This window comes from Paenibacillus sp. FSL H8-0282, from assembly GCF_037963825.1.
Taxonomy (GTDB): Bacteria; Bacillota; Bacilli; order Paenibacillales; family Paenibacillaceae; genus Paenibacillus_AQ; species Paenibacillus_AQ odorifer.
The window spans coordinates 3022688-3040796 of the sequence record NZ_CP150146.1 but is presented as its reverse complement, the minus strand read 5'-3'; the positions used below and the strand labels follow the sequence as shown (position 1 = coordinate 3040796).

Below are 18109 nucleotides of genomic sequence, written 5' to 3'. Positions count from 1 at the left end.
AGATTATAAAATGAATTTAAAAGAAACGTTGATATGCATAAAAGAAAATGATTACCAAGCACCTTCCGATACCTTCCAGTTGGTACAAGAAATGATAAATAACATTGGTTCTTTAGATGCCCAACTACGGGATGAGCTAATTTATACAACTTTTTCTCATTGGATCCCAGGTAATTCTCTAACTACAAACGGACTGGAACAACTTATACCCGTTATCTTGGATAAAAACCATTTGCATTTTAAGCTTGGCGAAACCAATACAGACTCTGTCTTTACCAGATCTTTCTCTATGCTAGTTATCCCACTCCTCTTCATGAGGCATAAAGAATCACCATTTCTCTCAAGAGAGCAAATTCATCAGATAAAAGAGAAGGTATTTTGCAGTGTGCAAAATGAGCGGGATTACCGGGGGTATGACGAAGAAAAAGGCTGGGCTCATGCTATAGCCCATGCAGCAGATACTTTAGATGAATTGGCTCAATGCTCCGAACTGGATGAAAATGACCTCATAACTATCCTCGATTTGGTTTACGAAAAGATGACCCTAACAGATCGAATATACTCCGATGGGGAAGATGAGCGAATGGTAAGATCCATAATGAGTGTTTTAGATAGAAAAATGCTTAGTCAGACTTATGTAGAGCAATGGATTCAAAGTTTTGGTGATGTGGAGAAAAATCCAGAATTTCTTCCTGCCTTTAAACAAAAAAATAATATAAAGAACTTTTTGAAAAGTTTATATTTTCGAGTTAAATATTACAAAGTACATGCCAATCTCTGTCCAACAATCGAGCATACATTATATAAAGTAGAAAAAGTATACTATTCCTAATTAAAAAAAGTGAGGGTTAGAGCACCCTCACTTTCCATCTACAGTTCAAATACGTGGAGCACTTGCTACCTGTTGACGGGTCTATTAGATTATTCAGTAATTGCTAGCTCCATCCTCCGCACACTCGCAAGCGCGGGAAAAGATTCCAGCACCATCCCTGTATTCCATAACTTAACCTGCTGTCCTACCTGTAAATCCTTAAAGCTGATGGTCTTTCCAGCTTCATTAAACATTTCAGATTTCGCATTGAATGTGAACCAGTAAGATGGATCTTCGTTACCAGGTTCAAGGATTAGAATCCGCTTCGCCTGTTTAGTATCGATATCAACGATTGTACCTACTACATGCGGATCACCTATTTCTGAAATATCATAGGTCAACATCTTTGGATCGATCCACTTTTCAATTTCAAGCTTAGCTGCTTCCGCATCATCTGACGGAATGGTTATAGTTACTTTATTACCAATCGTATCTACACCAGAGCCGTAGAGATTCAGCTTCTGGTATAGTTCTTGTTCATGCAACAATTCTTGAGCAGCTAATAACTCTTGCATCGTATATTTCACATCATGAAGTTCATAAGTACCTGCAGTGAAAGTCTGAGCAAGGCTTTGCTCAATCTCCGAGTTCAAACCTACAATATTAATATGAACCTTGTTATCTTGCAGATAAATATCTCCGTTAGGAATCTTCTGAGCTGATAAGAAAGTCTTAACCGCGCCTGGATCATCCATTGCGGGGTTCGTAGAAGCTAAAATTTGTGGTTCTGAACTAATTACAGGAGTTGGAACCGGCTCCTTATTCGCTTGTTGAGCCTCTGAACAGCCACTGATTAACAAAATAACAACGGGAATCCATATCCAACCAATAATTATCTTACGCATCCTATTAACACCTCCACTCTTCATCTTCTCAAACGAAGACCGGAAGTGATAGGTTGCAGATTCAGGAAGAATTCTCTAATCCAAAGTATAAGGAGCAAGACCGATTGGAAGTGCCGCAGGACGAGTGCAGGTGCTTTCCATTTCGTAGAATGAATGAGCATCAGAAGAATCATGGAAAGCCCACATTGCTTCTAATACGTGATAAGCCAGTTCTCCACTGGCACGATGCTCTCTACCCGTCCGAATGGCGTAAGCCATATCTGCTGGTCCAATCCCGCGGGTATTCTGATCATACCCTGACAACAACGGCTGTTCCGTCCACTCATTCTCACCCATAAGCCGGAGTTTCACGGGACCCCCAAAGTTATTCGGGTCTGGAACTTGAATCGTTCCTAGCGTTCCGTAGATTTCTATATGCGGCAGGTTGCTCCCGCCAAAGATATCAAAGCTTGTAATCAACGTTGCAATGGCACCATTTTCAAATCGTAAGGTTCCGGCTACGTGAGTTGGAATTTGAACAGGAATTTTATTCCCAAATTTCTTCTCACTTGTTATCGTACGTTCTTCCAGCGCTTTCCCAGTCATTCCGCTAACCGTATGAATAGGACCCAACAGCTGCACCAAAGCCGTCAAATAGTAAGGACCCATATCGAACATTGGACCTCCACCAGCGGCATAATAAAATTCCGGATCTGGATGCCAATGCTCATGTCCACGGCCCAGCATAAACGAAGTAGCTGCAACAGGTTCGCCAATTACTCCTTCATCTATCAGCTTCAAAACCGTTTGAATTCCCGCTCCGAAGAATGTCTCCGGTGCACTGCCCACAAGTACTCCCTTTTCCCGCGCCGCAGTCAGAACTTTGCGTCCTTCTTCTCTCGTCACAGCTAGAGGTTTCTCAACGTATACATGTTTACCCGCTTCAATAGCTTTCAGGCATACTTCCGCATGAACAGCTGGGATCGTTAAGTTGATTACGATTTCTATCTCTGGATCATTCAGTAATTGTTCTGTGGTATAGACGTTTGGAATATTGTATTTATCCGCTTGTTCTTGTGCTCTCACCAAATCTAAATCTGCACATGCAACTAGATCAAGGATCTCGAACTTTTGACAGTTCTCCATATAGATACTACTGATTTTACCGCATCCAATAATACCAACTTTGACTTTATCCATTCGCTGATCGCTCCCAGAATTTATTGACTGTCTGCCATTCCACTATAACTATTATTACCCCCCGAAACATTGGATAATGCTTGCGCTTTACCTTCAGCTGCCCATATTAATCCTCTGCGCATCATTTCACGCACTTGCGGCTGATCTACAATGTCCGCATGATGCCCCAGTGAATTATAATAAACTCTGCCCAAGCCCCAACGTTTTGTCCAAGCTACTGGCATATCAACAGCCTTATTATACGAATGAGGCCCTTCAACTACTGGAAAACGAGTCGTAGCAAGAACTTCAACAGCTGGATCTACATGCAGATAATATTGCTCTGAGCAAACACTGAAATCTTCTAATCCTTCTACCAGAGGACTTGAGCTTTGACAAATCTCTACGGTATAGTTAACGCCGTCATTCCCAGGATGAGCTACCCATTGTCCACCCGTCATAAACTGCCAATCTACATTATTACGAAAAGAATCACACATCCCGCCATGGCAACCGGCAAGACCTGTTCCATGCTGTACAGCTGCGGAGACATGATTCACAAAATCCTGCTCGATTGTGCCCATTGTCCATACCGGCACGATCAAATCTAGTCCAAGAAGCTTATCTGCATCAGCAAAAGCCTCCAGTGTATTCGATACTTCAACTTCAAACTGTTCCTCTTGCAACATTTTAGCGAATATATCAGCGACCTGCTCAGGCTCATGACCCTCCCAACCGCCCCATACAATCAATGCTTTTCTCATCTTCAGCACTCCTTCTAAGGTTAGATTACATCTCGGATAAATCGACCCACCGGCGTTCATCAATAGAGCGTTCTACAGCCTCTAACACCGCTTGGCATTTCACTCCATCATTGAAATTTGGTTCTGGCTGACGACCTTCTTCAATTGCGTTAGAAAGCTCCAGCATTTCGTGAATAAACGTATGTTCAAAACCAATCGTATGACCTGGTGGCCACCAAGCCTCTGCATACTCATGAGCAGGATCGGTCGCCAGCACACGGCGAAAACCTTGTACATCCTCTGCATCCGAGGTCAAATAAACTTCTAATTCATTCATACGTTCGAAGTCGAATTTCACACTGCCAAGACTCCCATTGATCTCAAAAGAATTGGTAGAGCGATGACCCGCTGCGAATCTTGTAGCTTCAAAGCTGCCCAGAGCACCATTATCAAAACGGGCTAAAAATAAGGTGGCATCGTCAACGGTAACCTTACCCTTGGGTGCATCCTTATCTCCTTTAGCGCTTAAACCAGTCATTTCAGCGGCGAGCGGACGCTCTTTTATGAAGGTCTCGCTCATGCCGATTACTTCCTTCATATCACCTACTAAGAAATGAGCCAAATCTATGAGATGCGCCCCCAGATCTCCATGCGAACCTGAACCGGCGATATCCTTCTGCAGTCTCCACACTAAAGGGAAATCCGGATCTATTATCCAATCCTGTAGAAACCAAGCCCGAAAATGATAAATCTTTCCCAGCTGCCCACTCTCTATGAGCTTCTTAGCCAGTCGAACTGCCGGAGAAAAGCGATAATTAAAACCAACCATATGTGTAACTCCCGCGTCTTCAGCAGCTTGCAGCATTTCACGGGAATCCGCCAAGGTCAGCGCAAGTGGTTTTTCACAAAAAATATGTTTACCTGCTTTGGCTGCTGCCAAAGCTATCTCTTTATGCGCGTTGCTGGGAGCATTAATATCTATAAGATCAATATCCTCTCGAGCGATCAGATCCTTCCAGTCCGTAACACAATCCGCCCAGCCTAACTGCGATGCAGCTTCTCCAAGCGCTTCACTATTACGTCCACAGATTACAGACATTTCCGGTTTAAGCGCTTTCGGGAAAAACATAGGCAAACTGCGATAAGCATTACTGTGGGCTTTACCCATAAATTTATAACCGATCATTCCAATGCGAAGCTGTTTCATCTTATTCCTCCTAAGTGTTGATAGATTTAGATGAAGCTCGTATAACTAGTTCTGTCGGTAATTTGATCTGTACGGCTGGTGCGGGTACTTCTGCCAGATTGTTTCCCAGCAATTCAATGATTTGGGCTGCGGCAAGTTCACCTAGTTCGTAAAAGGGAACCCGCACACTGCTTAATGCAGGTGTGGTAAGCTCCGCAGCTTCCGAATCATCATAACCCACAATAGCTGGCAGGCGATCCCTTGGTATTCCTAGCTCCTGCAGCCCTTGCTGCAAACCAATGGCCATCCGATCATTAGCGGCCATAATCGCATCAATCTCATTCAGCAAAGGCAACATTTCTTTGGCAGCTATAATTCCGCTTTTCCGGCTAAAGTTACCTTCGAACAAAAGTGAAGAATCTACAGAAAGATTCACCTCTGCCAAAGCGCGGGTATACCCCGTTAAACGATCTCGGCTGTTGGAATAAGATTCTGGCCCATTTAGAAAAGCAATCCTCTTAAAACCTTGTTCCAGTAAGTGTTTAGCCGCTTGCCAGCTTCCTTCGACATGATCGGCATCCACCTCGTGAAAAGCTTCCCCAGCAAAATGCTGATTAATCAGACAAAAAGGATGGTCTTCTTCCTTCAAACGGCGGAGTGAGGCTAGCTCACCTGGCTCTTCTTTAGCGCCAAGCACAATGCAAGCATCGATCTTCCGCATCTTAAACAACTCGTTATAATCCATTGGCGCTTCGGCATTCCGAAACAGCATTAACAGATCATAACCCTCTTCTCGCGCCTTGCTCCCTATTCCACTTAATATTTCCGAAAAATAATAAGTGGAGAACAAGCGGGCTTTCGGCAAATAAGGCATCACTACACCCAAGTTCCCGCTCCGTCTACGAGCAAAGCTCTGAGCAAGTGAACTAGGGGTATAGCCTAGCTTCAGTGCAGCTGCCAACACACGTTCCTTCGTTTCTTCCTTAATCGGACCAACATTGTTTAACACGCGAGATACTGTGGCTTCTGAGACACCTGCAAGCTCGGCAACCTCTTTACGGCTGGCGATATAAATTCCTCCTTCTCATAGGTTATGAACAGTGACATTAAGCCTCGTTCAATTCGCTATTCGAAAACGCATTCATTTAATGTACGCGCGTACATTTTCTCATGAACAAGGCTCTTCGTCAACCCTAAGATTGGATAAATTTAAAAGACGTTCATATACACTAAGGAGAAGAACGTCTTTCTATTTCTTTTCAACTATCCGCGAGGTACTAGCATTAGGACACCAAGTAAAATGATAATCAGAAATAAGTAACTCTCAAATTTTTTAGCAGGAATACGTTTATTCACATATACCCCAAGCACCGTAGCTAAGAGAATTGCTGGAATAGAATATCCATAAAGAACAAGAGCATCCGCCGTCCACAATCCCCCGATAGCATGACCCGTTACAACGAGTACACCAGAAATAAGAAAATGAGCTTGCAACGTACCCCGAAAACGATCCGGATTCCATTGTCGTAAAGTACCATAGATCACGACAGGGACACCATTAAAGTTATAAGCACCGCCAAGTACACCCGAAGCGAATCCGAAAGGATAGACCCAGCCTTTTGCCTTAAGCAAGGGATGATCGATCGTCTTAAATATTCTCTTCTTAATCACCGAATAAACTCCATAAACAATCAAAAATATACCAAGTCCAGTCATAATTACACTTGCCGGTGCTAAATAAAGCATGACAAGTCCTACAGGAATTCCTATCACTGTTGAGAGTGCTAATCGAATCAAAATAGATCGTTCTATATGCCGCCACCCACTCACAACTGTAAGTGAGGCAACCGTGAGGCCTGCCAATCCAATCAAAGAAACTGAGGTATGTATAGGAATCGGGAGCAGTGCAAGCAGTGGCATGCTCACAATCGCTTCACCAAAACCAAACACGGTTCTCATTAAGGCACCTATAAATACTGCTACTACGACTAGTGTAATTATTGTAACGCTCAATCGTATAATCCTCCTCCTAATCTCATCCATCCGTAATTGTGCATAAAGTCCTCACATTTCCAGAACATCTGAATACATTCCTTATTTCCACACTTCTAATTATAACATATTAATTATTCTAAAACAGATATTAATAGAGGATAAACATGCAATTTAAAGTCTCTCAAATCCTCTATAATGCCGTAAAAACTATAAGATAATGGAGATATACATATATTTAACGAAAATCCTTTAAAATCGATTACAGCGGCCTGTGTGTAGTTCCTGTTTTCTGAAAAACTAGCTGAAGTACTAAACAAAAAAACTGATCTCCCTTAACTTTGATGAGGTATCAGTTTCTTATTTTTTGACGTATTTATTTAGGTGTTATCTTTCAGCCACACCTGCACATGCTTTAGGAATTTTTTGGTGACGGGAGAAGCATATTTCATAGAGTGGACAGCAATTCCTAACGATCTGAAACTACGTTCCTCCAATTCTAGCATGGCCACATTATAATTTTGCCGGGTCAAGACAAGCTCTGGCAAAATACTAATGCCAAGGCCTTTCTCCACCATCGACATAATGGCATAGTCATCACCTGCTGAGAATTTAACATGAGGTTTAATACCCGCCTTATCCAGCACACGTCTAACATCATAATCCGAGCCTGCTTTCGGGATAATGAAATCCTCCTTAGCAATTTGCGATAAGGAAAGAAAGGGTTCTGCACTAAGTGGATTCTCTTTAGATACAATCCCTAACATCCGGTCTTTTTTTAAAGGAATTACGTCAAACTTCTCACGTGTAGGCAGTGAAATAAAACCGCAGTCGATCACTCCAGCCTCTATCCACTGCTCAACCTCCAAATAACCGCCTTCCATCAGCTTGATTTCTATATATGGGTATTCACTGCGAAATTGCTTAATCATCCCTGGCAGCCAATGCACAGACACACTGGTAAACGTACCGATGGTGATCGTGCCAATCTCTAGCCCGTGGATGTCCGCTACCTCCTGCTTCAATTTCTCGTTCCACTTCAAGATTTCACGGATAGGCTGCAGAACTTGTTCCCCGTTTACCGTCAATTTCACACCGGATCTATTTCTAATTAATAACGCGAACCCAAACTCCATCTCCAAGCTGCTAATGGTGTGACTAATTCCGGATTGCGTAAAACCCAACATTTCTGCTGCTTTTGTTAAGCTGCCTAGCTCTACAACTTTCAGAAAAATCTCATATTTATTAATGCTCAACCTCTGTTCCCACCCTTATAAATTACATAAGTTTTACTCATGTATCCTATGATAAACATTCAGTTACCTTATGTATAGAGCCGTATTATACTATATTGAGTTGAAAATGAAGAAGGATGGATGAAGAGATGAAACCGCTCAAAGCTGAGCTGCTGCTGTTAGTTGTAACATTATTTTGGGGCTCCTCCTACATATTTATGAAAATGGGGTTAGGTACGTTAGGCGAATTCAATCTGATTGCACTCCGCTTCGGACTTGCTTTTATATTAGCCGCTATGATATTCCACAAACGATTAAGACGAGTAGACATGAGAACATTAAAATATGGTGCTCTCCTCGGATTCCTCCTGCTAGGCGTATTCACATGTATAACCTTCGGACTTCAAACAACCACCACCTCAAACGCAGGATTTTTAGTTGCATTGACGGTTATTTTTGTACCGATCTTGGATCGAGTTATTTTCAAAAAAAGAGTTGCACCTCCGCAAGTGTTCGGCTCCATCCTCGCCATAGCCGGGATTGGACTTCTTACCTTAAATGCAACCTTAACTATTCAACCGGGTGACTTTCTGTGTATTCTTTCGGCAGTGTTCTATGCGGTACAGATCTTATTTACAGGCAAGGCGGTAAAAGAATGTGATTCCCTGAATATTGGAATCTTGCAGTTAGGATTTGCCGGAGGGTTGGCCTTAGTGTTGTCCGCAATCTTCGAGACACCTTCGCTCCCCTCTACTTTGCCAGGTTGGGCAGCAATTCTAGCGCTTGGTATCCTATGCAGTGCCTGTGGCTTCATCCTGCAACCTATTGCTCAAAAATATACTTCACCAACCCGCACCGGACTAATCTTCTCCCTTGAGCCGGTCTTCGCTGCGATGTTTGGTTATTGGTTCGCTGCTGAGAAGTTGTCGATGCAAGGCTATGCTGGCGCAGCGCTTGTTCTGCTGGGAATCGTGGCTTCTGAGCTGCTTGGTAAAGCAACTCTCCCCGCATCGTGGGCTCAGAAGAAACCAGAGCATTTATAACAATAAAGGCGTCGTTCAACTATACAAGCTGAACGACGCCTTTTCTATATTATCTATGTTTTTGGGTTCAATTAATGCCCCATCATCATCGCCGCATCTGCCTTCTGTCCCTCTCCAGAGGAAGGATCTCCAGTGGAAAGCTTAGGCTTGCGCAAAATAATACTCATCAATACACCTACCACACCTATGCAGCCAGACAGGAAGAACACATCATCAAAACCACTAACTGCGGCTGTCAAAGGATTACTTCCCGCTTTCAGTGCTCCCATGTGAACAGCGATCTGACTAGTCAGGTAACCTGTCATTCCAGCTATAGCAAATGAAACAACGACTTGTTGAGCAGCAGCAGTAAGTGAAGTTACACTTCCCACCCATTCACGTGGAGCAGCATTCAAAACATGAGTATTCAAAGGCATCATCGTTAGACCCATCCCAAAGCCTAAGAAACCGAGGTATGTCATAATTAACGATAAATTTGTTGTAACACTAATTCCGGATAACAGGAACAAGGTGACCGTAATGATACTAAGTCCAACAAACGCCAGTGGACGAGCCCCGATCTTATCAAACAACCTGCCGCCAATCGGCATTCCGATTGCTGAAGCTAAAGCCTGCGGAAGTAGAATCAGGCCGGTCTCCAGCGGGGTATAGCTTCGAATCTGCTGCAGGTAAAGGGGCACAAATAACATGGACCCAAACAAAGCAGCTTGCATAACCCAAGTTAAAATAATACCTCGAGTGAAATCCGACGAACGGAAAACTCGCAGTTGTAAAAGCGGATTTTTGTGAAGCAGCTCCACAATGACAAGAAGGATCAATGCAACCCCTCCAACAGATAAGCCAACAATAGCGGGAGTAGACGACCAGCTTGTTCCACCGCCTTCATTCACCCCATAAGCCAACATAGAGAAGGCAATTGGGGCAAGGATAATGCCTAGGATATCGAGTTTGCCTTTGCTCTTTTGTTCAGACTTCGGCAAATATTTAACACCAAGAATAATACCAACAATTCCAATAGGTACATTAATCAGAAAGATCCAGTGCCAGCTTACGTACTCCACCAGCCAACCGGATAAGACTGGACCGAGTGCCGGTGCTAAAAGCATTGGAATACCAAGCATCCCCATAATAGAACCTCGACGTTCTACTGGAGCTAATTTAAAAACCATCGCCATCCCAATGGGAGCAACCATCCCCCCGCCAAGACCTTGAATGACTCGAAAAATAATGAGCTGAGATGAACTTTGTGCAACCGAACATAACATAGAGCCAAGAATAAACATCGTAAGAGTTGCCAGAAAAACTTGTTTTGATCCAAAACGATCGGTCATCCAGCCCGCGAGTGGGATTACAGCCGCTAAAGCTAAAGTATAACCCGTAATCGCCCACTGAATCGTTTTGAGATCGGAAGCAAAATAATCAACCAGCTTGGGAACGGCCACATTCACAACAGTACCATCCAGAATAACCATAATCATACCGACAATAATAGCAAGAAGCGGGGGGATGATTGCTTTTAACGAAAAGGGTTGCTCTTCTGCAGAACTCATTCCAGTCATTGTTTTTGTCATCCAGTACTCCACTCATTTCTCTAATTTAATTAAATGCTTTATTGATTATTTCAAATTTTAATTTACATTCGATGAATCTGGAAGTCAACAAATAAAACCATTTTTTACATTAAAAACACATCGGGTTTACGATACCCTTCAGAAATTATCTGGGAAAGTATATTAGAACAGCAAAAAGACTATGCATAATCCCCTAAAATCTTCTCGCTTGGGAAATGTGCATAGTCATCATGGAATCATTTTCCGATTAGAGCATCTCTCTTAATTCTATAATTTTGCCCGATGTGTTCAAAATAATTTCAAGTGGAATCTCTGTCTCTGCAAAATCCAATACACAGCGGATAGAAAATTGATCCTCGTTATAGCTACTTTTTGTAGATTTAATCCCATGATAATTCCCGGCTTTTACCGTAATTTGCTTCCAGTCTTCCAGTACTCCATTTGAGCTTGGCTTATTTACGACCACATCATAATGATATCGCTCCGATAATTCATTATATTTACCGCCGACCAGTAACCCCGCTATAACACTCGCTGTCACTTCAGGGGTATACACTTCAACTTGATTGGACTCCCCATCATATGAGGTTACTAAACCAATTGTCTTAAAAAAGGAGATTGGAACATAGATATGATCCTGTCTGAATTCGAAATCATCTTTAAAAACCAACTCTTGTGCATTATTGATGCTAACTAAATGTTCGTTAAGCTTCCATTTAATTATTTCATTTATCCTTGTTAGCGTTATAGTTTCTGGACTTTTTTGATATGTTGTTGTATATTTCAATGCATTGGAAGCCTCTCTGAGCGGAATCATGACCGTGGAACCCTTATTGTAGGCTGAATGGGGATCAGTTTCCAGTAGTTTACCATTCAAAATCACGCTAACCTGGCCGGAGTCTGCCCATACTGTTGGAGCGGCAAATCCACCAAATCCATTAGTTAAAAACAGAACACCTAACACAACAACCGCTGCCATTTTGATCATCGCTCGAAACCTCCCTTTAGTTATTACAAGTATTATGTGCGTTTCCAGCATGTGCTAATCCAAAGGATAATCAAGCCAAGAAAAAAAAGAAGCCGTTCAACATTATGTTGAGCCACTTCTTTAGAAATGATTATTCCACCTTGAAGTCAAAATACTGCTTAGGAAAAGGTTCTTTTATCAGCGTAAAATGCCACCATTCCTTACTATAAGGTTTAAAGCCTTGCTTCACCATAACCTCTTTGAGAATTGCGCGATTTGCTTTCTGAGTCTTGGTGATTAACGATGTATCATAAAAAGAGATATCTCCGAAAAAATCAAACGGGCTGCCCATATCTACATCTAGACCGGTCTCTTTATTGACGATCGTTAAATCGATGGTACTGCCACGGGAATGTCCTGATTTTTTCGCTATAAATCCGAGTTTGAATAAATTACGTTTATCCAGTAGCGGGTAATATTGCTGCTTCATCTTAGTATCCGCGGAATTCTGTGACCATCTTACAAAATGATTCACCGCGGTCTGCGGACGATAAGCATCATAGATTTTTAGGATATATCCTTTTTTGGCTAAATCCTCACTTACTGCCTTCAAGGCTGTAGCTGCAGTCTGTGAAAAGATCGCTAAAGGCGCTTTATAACCATCAATCCGCTTCCCTACAAAATTATTGTCTCCGTAATAGCGAATTTCAAATTGGGCAGTAGGTATCACTTCATCCAAATAGACAAATCCTTGCGGCAGACGGTTTTTCTTCTCCAGCTGCATTTGCTGCAGTACATTGTCTGTAGATGATCCAACGTAAGCTGCATCTGCACTGCCCATAAAAATAGTGTTTATCCATAACAACAGCACAAATGCGAAAACTATGATTTTTGTTCCTCTAAATCCGCTTCTCAATAGATCCCGCCTTTTCATTTCGAATTAACCGTTTGATTCAGAAATTTCTCCACTTCAGGTGTGAGTTTATTATTCGTGGAATCAAGTAACTGTAGTAGTTTTTCTAAAATCATTAGGATTCTGGTGTCGCCTTTGTTTCCTTTTAATGCATTCTCATACGCCTTCTTTACTTCAGGTTTGATTACTTGCTCATCATAGTCATAAGCTGGTGTGTTGCTTGATCCATATAATAAGCGTGAAGTTGCATTGAGCAGCTCTTTTTGAAGAACGGTTGACCGATTGGAAGCTGGGTATTTCGTCACAAAATCCTCCAGTGCAAGCGCCCTGTTCGTTAACTCTGTCCAACTAATCACAATAGCTGCATCAAAAACACTTGGTTGATTCGATTCAGTGGCCATGATGTCTATATAAGCAGCGATGTCCTTCGTGACATACGGCTTAAAGCTTTTGAACCCCTCATAATGCATCACTGGATAGTACATGCCCTCACTAGTCTCCAGCTTATACCCCTTATCCCGTCCTTCAATTAACATATTGCGTACATTAGCATCTTTGATCGCATTAAGGAGTGTGCTGTAGGTTAGATTTTTGCTTTTGGAAAAAGCATTATTTATCTCTTTCTGAACATTCTCCGGAAAAACCTTCTCAGAGTACACAGGTAAATATGCCTTCTGTGCATTTTCGAGCTGGAGTGTCATCTGAGTTGCTGTCCAGGTATCCACTTCTTTGATATGGTTAATCAAATAATTCCGTGCGTTAGCAAGAGATGCCGGTTTCTGTACATATTGTTGGAATTGGTTATAGACTTTTGCAGATTCTTTCACAGTTGCGGCAGCTACAGTATCAGTTGTATGTATACTCCCAAACCCTCCCATAGAGCCTAGGGCAAAGGCAACACTTAACAAGCCTGTTTTTTTCCATCCCATTAAAAGACCTCCCTTAAGTATTCATACTTAATAATTAGACATACGAGAGGATCCTGAATCTAACGCAGTACAGTATTATCCTGGACGGCTCCAATATCCTTCCTACGATAAATTCCCATCAAAAGTCCAATAGCCGCATATTCAAACCATACATGACTCCCATAGCTCAGGAAAGGGAACGGGATAGAAGTCAACATCATTCCGCCGCTCAAAACAGCAAGACCATAGGTTAGTCTTATGGCTAGTAAAAATGCCAAACCCAACACTAAAGCTTGTCCATAGGGCTCACGAATCGCTCGTATCGTAGATAGAAGCTTGATAAAGAACCAGGAGATAACTGCAAGCAAAAGCAGCGCCCCCGCCCAACCAAAACAATGAATAAGATAGACAGGCAACATATCTGAGTAGACATACGGCAGCTTTTGTTCTACTGCTCCGAATCCGTGCCCCCACCAACCCGCTGAACTAATAACTTCACGCATTACTTGATAGATATAGCCATAACCTTCTGGATCTAAAGATGGATTTATTGCACTAATAATTCTGGCCATCAGGTAGTCGCTATTGAAGATGAACATTAGTCCAACTATTACAAAGAACCCTAATAATACTACACTCTTTATCCAATCGCGAGTAATCCATACATATAATAGTAGTGAAGAGATTAGATACACTACAAGCTCTGGAAGAGAGTTTAAAGAGATAAGAAGCCATGCAGGTGCTAACAGAAGGCTTGTGTCGAACAACCCACTCCGCCAAGTTTTCTTTTTAGCCGATTCCTTACGATTCACTAAAATCCCTGCTAACGCGACTATCAAAACATAAGGACGATAGGATGTCATATCAGGTAAGATCAAAAAAATCCTAGGACCATAATTTACTCCATTTATTGTTATCCCCCAGAATATACTCGACAGAATTCCTGCTATTGATGTTCCGTATAATACCCACGAGAAACTTCTCAGCTTTCTGAAATCAATGAAATACAATCCAAACATCAATACAATTCCAATGAGTATATTTATCGCTTGGCGTCTAAACGCATTATCCAAAAAAGCACCTTTAACAATATCACTGTAGCCTACATCCACAGAACTCATTCCGATCAGACTGATCGCGGATAATAAAGCTACAACACCAAACAATTCCCAAGGTACATGTGGTTTATGTATTAGATGAAGTTCCTTTCCTAACGTTTGCGGGTTCCCCATTTGTGCGATCGCCCAAGCTATGGCTTCTTCCCGTGATACACCGTCTGATTCTTTTTCACAAATTAAATCTTCTAGATGACTAGCTAATTCTTGACGTATCTCTGGGTGAGTTTTTTTCGCTTTAATCTCTGCACACACTTCATCCAAAAATTGCTGCTGCCTCTCTTTCATCATACACCACCCTCTCCCAGAACGGAGTCAACTGCACCTTTAAACATAACCCATTCTGCTTTTTTCTCCTTGAGTTTCTCTTTACCTTCATCCAGAATTCTATAGTATTTACGCTTCCTTCCCTCTACCTCCATCCAGTAAGCCTCTACCCAGCGCTCACTTTCCATCGCATGCAGAATTGGATACAAGGTTCCTTCTTTTAATGAAAAAACACCCTGTGATCTCAGCTCCAGCTCTTTGATTAACTCATAACCATATAATGGCTTCTCCAGTAAAAGAGTCAGAATTAACGTACCCGTACTGCCCTTCAGCATCTCTTTACTTACTTTCAACAGCTAACACCTCCTAAATTCTAACTTTACAATTGGCGTGGGACCGGATTCGGCTCATTCTACGGGATTTATACCGTTGATTTGCTTCGTCGAGCCGGATTCGGTTCATTCTACGGGATTTATACCGTTGATTTGCTTCGTCGAGCCGGATTCGGCTCATTCTACGGGATTTATACCGTTGATTTGCTTCCTCGGACCGGATTCGGCTCATTCTACGGGATTTATACCGTTGATTTACTTCTGCGGACCGGATTCGGCTCATTCTACGGGATTTATACCGTTGATTTGCTACCTCGGACCGGAATCGGCTCATTCTACGGGATATATACCGTTGATTTGCTTCGTCGAGCCGGATTCGGCTCATTCTACGGGATATATACCGTTGATTTACTTCGTCGAGCCGGATTCGGCTCATTCTACGGGATATATACCGTTGATTTGCTTCGTCGAGCCGGATTCGGTTCATTCTACGGGATTTATACCGTTGATTTGCTACCTCGGACCGGAATCGCCTCATTCTACGGGATTTATACCGTTGATCTGCTTCCTCGGACCGGATTCCGCTCATTCTACGGGATTTATACCGTTGATCTGCTTCCTCGGACCGGATTCCGCTCATTCTACGGGATTTATACCGTTGATTTGCTTTTTTTCCCATGACTAATATCTGTATATCATGAATATTAGTTATCCTTTTATACCTAGGACAACTATACATCGTAAATCTATGTATGTAAAGTTTCTATTAAGAAAGCCCTTATTCCCTCCTCATTCATGTATAATAATGGTAATACAAGCTGCATGTTGAGGAGATCAACGATGAGAAAAACAACAATAACAATCTTGAGTTTTACCGTTCTTTTCATATTTATTTTCGTTGGATATATGCTCCGTAACAATTCAATGAACTATTATGAGACGTGGAAGATAAATTGGGGCATATCGATCTCTAAACCTACAGAGTCAAAGGTGATATTTGAAAGTCCACCCAGTTTCCATGGGGATGGCGAAAGCTATTACTTATTAGATTATGACGAAAAGCAATTCAAAGAAATCAAAAACGCAGCATTTTGGCATCCCCTCAATGTTGAATCCATTGACCCCTTAAAAGAGAGAATATCAAGTTTCAAAGACTCTGTGATTGCCATTTATCCAAATGAAAAAGAAAAATACGAAAAATTATTTTGGGCTAACCCTATAGAACTCGAAGAAAGAGGATTGTATTACTATAAGAAAAAAGATGATGGTAGCTACTGTATCGTGATCCTTAACGTGGAGTTACAACGAGTATATATGATGGAATGGACACAATGAAAATTTAATAAGTGAGAATTAAATGACGATCGCTCCCCGGTATTCTGCCAGGGAGCGATCGTCGTTTTTTCGGGATGTCTCTTAATTATTATGAATACATAAAAAAACAACTCCAAGTATCCGTCCAATATATATTGACTCAATATATAAAGGTCTGATATATTGTGATAACGATATACAATTAAAGGAGGCCCTATTTTGAACAGTCAGGATGTTATTTTAGGCATGCTTATGAAAAAATCGTTGACTGGATACGAAATAAAGCAGTTATTGGAGGAAATATTCTCTAATTTCTATAGTTCTAGTTATGGAACGATTTACCCTACACTTGCTCGCATGGAAAATGAGGGTCTGATTACTAAGGAAAACATACCTCAGGAAGGTAAGCCTAATAAAAATCTTTTAAACATCACGGATAAAGGAAGAGATAGTTTTAATGCCTATTTACTAGCCCCACTAGAGGCTGACAGTATTAAGAAATCTGATTTTATGATGAGGCTTTATTTTGGTGAATTTGTCGGGTATGAGAAGGTGATTATTTGGTTGAAGCAAGCTCAAGAGGAATCACAACATAAGTTAGATCAATTACTCGCTCAGTATTCGCTTTATAAAGATGAAATGCATCCAGCACAGATCATCTGCATTCAAATTGGCATAGAAGAATATAAGGCTAAACTAACAACCATTGCTGAGGGATTGTTAAACATGGAGAAGTTAGTACTTACGAAGTGAGTTTTAATACGAACCAGGTTAAGATGTACCGCTCATAAAACTTTTAGGAGGAATTGTAGATGAAAACAATTTTTATAACGGGTGCTTCGTCTGGTATCGGTAGAACTACAGCAAAACATTTTGCTGAAAGAGGATGGAATGTGGTAGCCACGATGCGTTCACCTGAACAAGAAAGTGAATTCACTACACTTGATAATGTGTTGGTGTTACGGCTCGATGTTGAGAAAGCAGACACGATTCAACCTGCGTTAGAGGAGGCGATCAAACGGTTCGGTAAAATTGAGGTTCTTCTCAATAATGCTGGTTATGGAACAATGGGACTTATAGAAGTAGCTACAGATGAGCAGATCAGAAGACAGTTTGAAGTCAACGTTTTTGGTCTTATCAGTATGACAAAAGCCATGCTGCCACATTTTAGAGCTAATCAAGATGGTTTGCTGATCAATATCTCTTCTATGGGTGGAAAAGTAACCTTTCCTACAATGTCTCTGTATCATTCAACGAAATTCGCCGTAGAAGGTTTTTCTGAATCCGTATCTTATGAATTAGCATCACAAAACATCAAAGTAAAGTTAATTGAACCTGGTGCCATTCAGACAGACTTTGGTGGTAGATCGATGGAGTTCTTTTTTAATGAAGCATTAACGGAATATAAACCTTTTACTACTGCATTTTTGAGTAAATTGGGTGAGATGGAAAAACAACCTGCGTATGCTTCGCCTCCAGAACTTGTTGCGGAAACAATATATCAAGCCGCTACAGATGGGACAAGTCAATTCCGATATGTTGTTGGTGAAGATGCAAAAATGCTCATTCAAATGAAAGAAAATACGGCCGAAGAAGAATATCTGACTAATATATCCCAGCATTTTTCTTAAAAAAGAAAGCTTTAAGTG

General features: G+C 41.6%; 19 protein-coding genes. 6 read left to right on the top strand and 13 right to left on the bottom strand.

What is annotated here, in order from left to right; genetic code table 11:
* Positions 1-10 precede the first annotated feature (10 nt).
* Entirely contained in the window at positions 11-832 is an 822-nt protein-coding gene (locus tag NST94_RS13350) for a DUF2785 domain-containing protein (RefSeq protein WP_339282062.1), read from the top strand.
* Between the two features lie 89 nt (positions 833-921).
* On the opposite strand, the gene NST94_RS13345 is transcribed toward NST94_RS13350, so the two are convergent.
* The 7 genes from NST94_RS13345 to NST94_RS13315 all read right to left on the bottom strand — a co-directional run bounded on the left by NST94_RS13345 (position 922) and on the right by NST94_RS13315 (position 8051).
* Positions 922-1716 (bottom strand): hypothetical protein, encoded by a 795-nt coding sequence (locus tag NST94_RS13345; RefSeq protein ID WP_339190882.1) that lies wholly within the window; start codon positions 1714-1716, stop codon positions 922-924.
* Positions 1717-1791: 75 nt separating this feature from the next.
* On the bottom strand, positions 1792-2895 hold the full coding sequence (locus NST94_RS13340) for a Gfo/Idh/MocA family oxidoreductase (RefSeq protein ID WP_076185988.1): 1104 nt from the start codon (positions 2893-2895) through the stop codon (positions 1792-1794).
* A 20-nt stretch (positions 2896-2915) separates the two neighbouring features.
* Positions 2916-3638 carry a ThuA domain-containing protein gene (locus tag NST94_RS13335; RefSeq protein WP_339282061.1) on the bottom strand — a complete coding sequence of 241 codons (723 nt, stop codon included), beginning with the start codon at positions 3636-3638 and terminating at the stop codon, positions 2916-2918.
* A 25-nt stretch (positions 3639-3663) separates the two neighbouring features.
* The gene (locus NST94_RS13330) at positions 3664-4824 is read right to left on the bottom strand and encodes a Gfo/Idh/MocA family oxidoreductase (RefSeq protein ID WP_339173966.1); all 1161 of its coding nucleotides are present in this window, start codon (positions 4822-4824) and stop codon (positions 3664-3666) included.
* Positions 4825-4834: 10 nt separating this feature from the next.
* Positions 4835-5878: a LacI family DNA-binding transcriptional regulator gene (locus NST94_RS13325; protein ID WP_076194330.1), complete on the bottom strand. Its 1044-nt coding sequence runs from the start codon at positions 5876-5878 to the stop codon at positions 4835-4837.
* A 188-nt stretch (positions 5879-6066) separates the two neighbouring features.
* Positions 6067-6816: a sulfite exporter TauE/SafE family protein gene (locus tag NST94_RS13320; RefSeq protein WP_339282060.1), complete on the bottom strand. Its 750-nt coding sequence runs from the start codon at positions 6814-6816 to the stop codon at positions 6067-6069.
* 359 nt (positions 6817-7175) lie between these two features.
* On the bottom strand, positions 7176-8051 hold the full coding sequence (locus NST94_RS13315) for a LysR family transcriptional regulator (protein ID WP_076278999.1): 876 nt from the start codon (positions 8049-8051) through the stop codon (positions 7176-7178).
* A 128-nt stretch (positions 8052-8179) separates the two neighbouring features.
* On the opposite strand from NST94_RS13315, the gene NST94_RS13310 reads away from it, so the two are divergent.
* Positions 8180-9073, top strand: a complete 894-nt coding sequence (locus tag NST94_RS13310) for a DMT family transporter (RefSeq protein ID WP_339190878.1) — start codon at positions 8180-8182, stop codon at positions 9071-9073.
* Positions 9074-9144: 71 nt separating this feature from the next.
* Here the strand turns inward: NST94_RS13310 and NST94_RS13305 are convergent, their stop codons facing one another.
* The 6 genes from NST94_RS13305 to NST94_RS13280 form a co-directional block, all read right to left on the bottom strand.
* Entirely contained in the window at positions 9145-10644 is a 1500-nt protein-coding gene (locus tag NST94_RS13305; RefSeq protein ID WP_339282059.1) for an MDR family MFS transporter, read from the bottom strand.
* A 247-nt stretch (positions 10645-10891) separates the two neighbouring features.
* Entirely contained in the window at positions 10892-11632 is a 741-nt protein-coding gene (locus NST94_RS13300; RefSeq protein WP_339282058.1) for a stalk domain-containing protein, read from the bottom strand.
* Between the two features lie 130 nt (positions 11633-11762).
* Entirely contained in the window at positions 11763-12527 is a 765-nt protein-coding gene (locus tag NST94_RS13295; RefSeq protein WP_339282057.1) for a M15 family metallopeptidase, read from the bottom strand.
* A 14-nt stretch (positions 12528-12541) separates the two neighbouring features.
* Positions 12542-13453, bottom strand: coding sequence for a hypothetical protein (locus tag NST94_RS13290; protein WP_052097010.1), 912 nt, complete (start codon positions 13451-13453; stop codon positions 12542-12544).
* Positions 13454-13512: 59 nt separating this feature from the next.
* Positions 13513-14838 carry an FtsW/RodA/SpoVE family cell cycle protein gene (locus NST94_RS13285; protein ID WP_076301973.1) on the bottom strand — a complete coding sequence of 442 codons (1326 nt, stop codon included), beginning with the start codon at positions 14836-14838 and terminating at the stop codon, positions 13513-13515.
* The gene (locus NST94_RS13280) at positions 14835-15167 is read right to left on the bottom strand and encodes a PadR family transcriptional regulator (RefSeq protein ID WP_036678319.1); all 333 of its coding nucleotides are present in this window, start codon (positions 15165-15167) and stop codon (positions 14835-14837) included. Before NST94_RS13280 ends, NST94_RS13285 begins: the two co-directional genes overlap by 4 nt.
* A gap of 81 nt (positions 15168-15248) precedes the next feature.
* On the opposite strand from NST94_RS13280, the gene NST94_RS13275 reads away from it, so the two are divergent.
* From NST94_RS13275 to NST94_RS13260, 4 genes are all read left to right on the top strand, one after another.
* Positions 15249-15827: a hypothetical protein gene (locus NST94_RS13275; protein ID WP_339282056.1), complete on the top strand. Its 579-nt coding sequence runs from the start codon at positions 15249-15251 to the stop codon at positions 15825-15827.
* A gap of 159 nt (positions 15828-15986) precedes the next feature.
* On the top strand, positions 15987-16481 hold the full coding sequence (locus NST94_RS13270) for a hypothetical protein (protein WP_076186017.1): 495 nt from the start codon (positions 15987-15989) through the stop codon (positions 16479-16481).
* A gap of 198 nt (positions 16482-16679) precedes the next feature.
* Complete coding sequence (locus tag NST94_RS13265) at positions 16680-17213, top strand: PadR family transcriptional regulator (RefSeq protein WP_076186019.1); 534 nt, start codon at positions 16680-16682, stop codon at positions 17211-17213.
* A 59-nt stretch (positions 17214-17272) separates the two neighbouring features.
* Entirely contained in the window at positions 17273-18091 is an 819-nt protein-coding gene (locus tag NST94_RS13260; protein ID WP_339282055.1) for an SDR family oxidoreductase, read from the top strand.
* Positions 18092-18109: the final 18 nt, after the last annotated feature.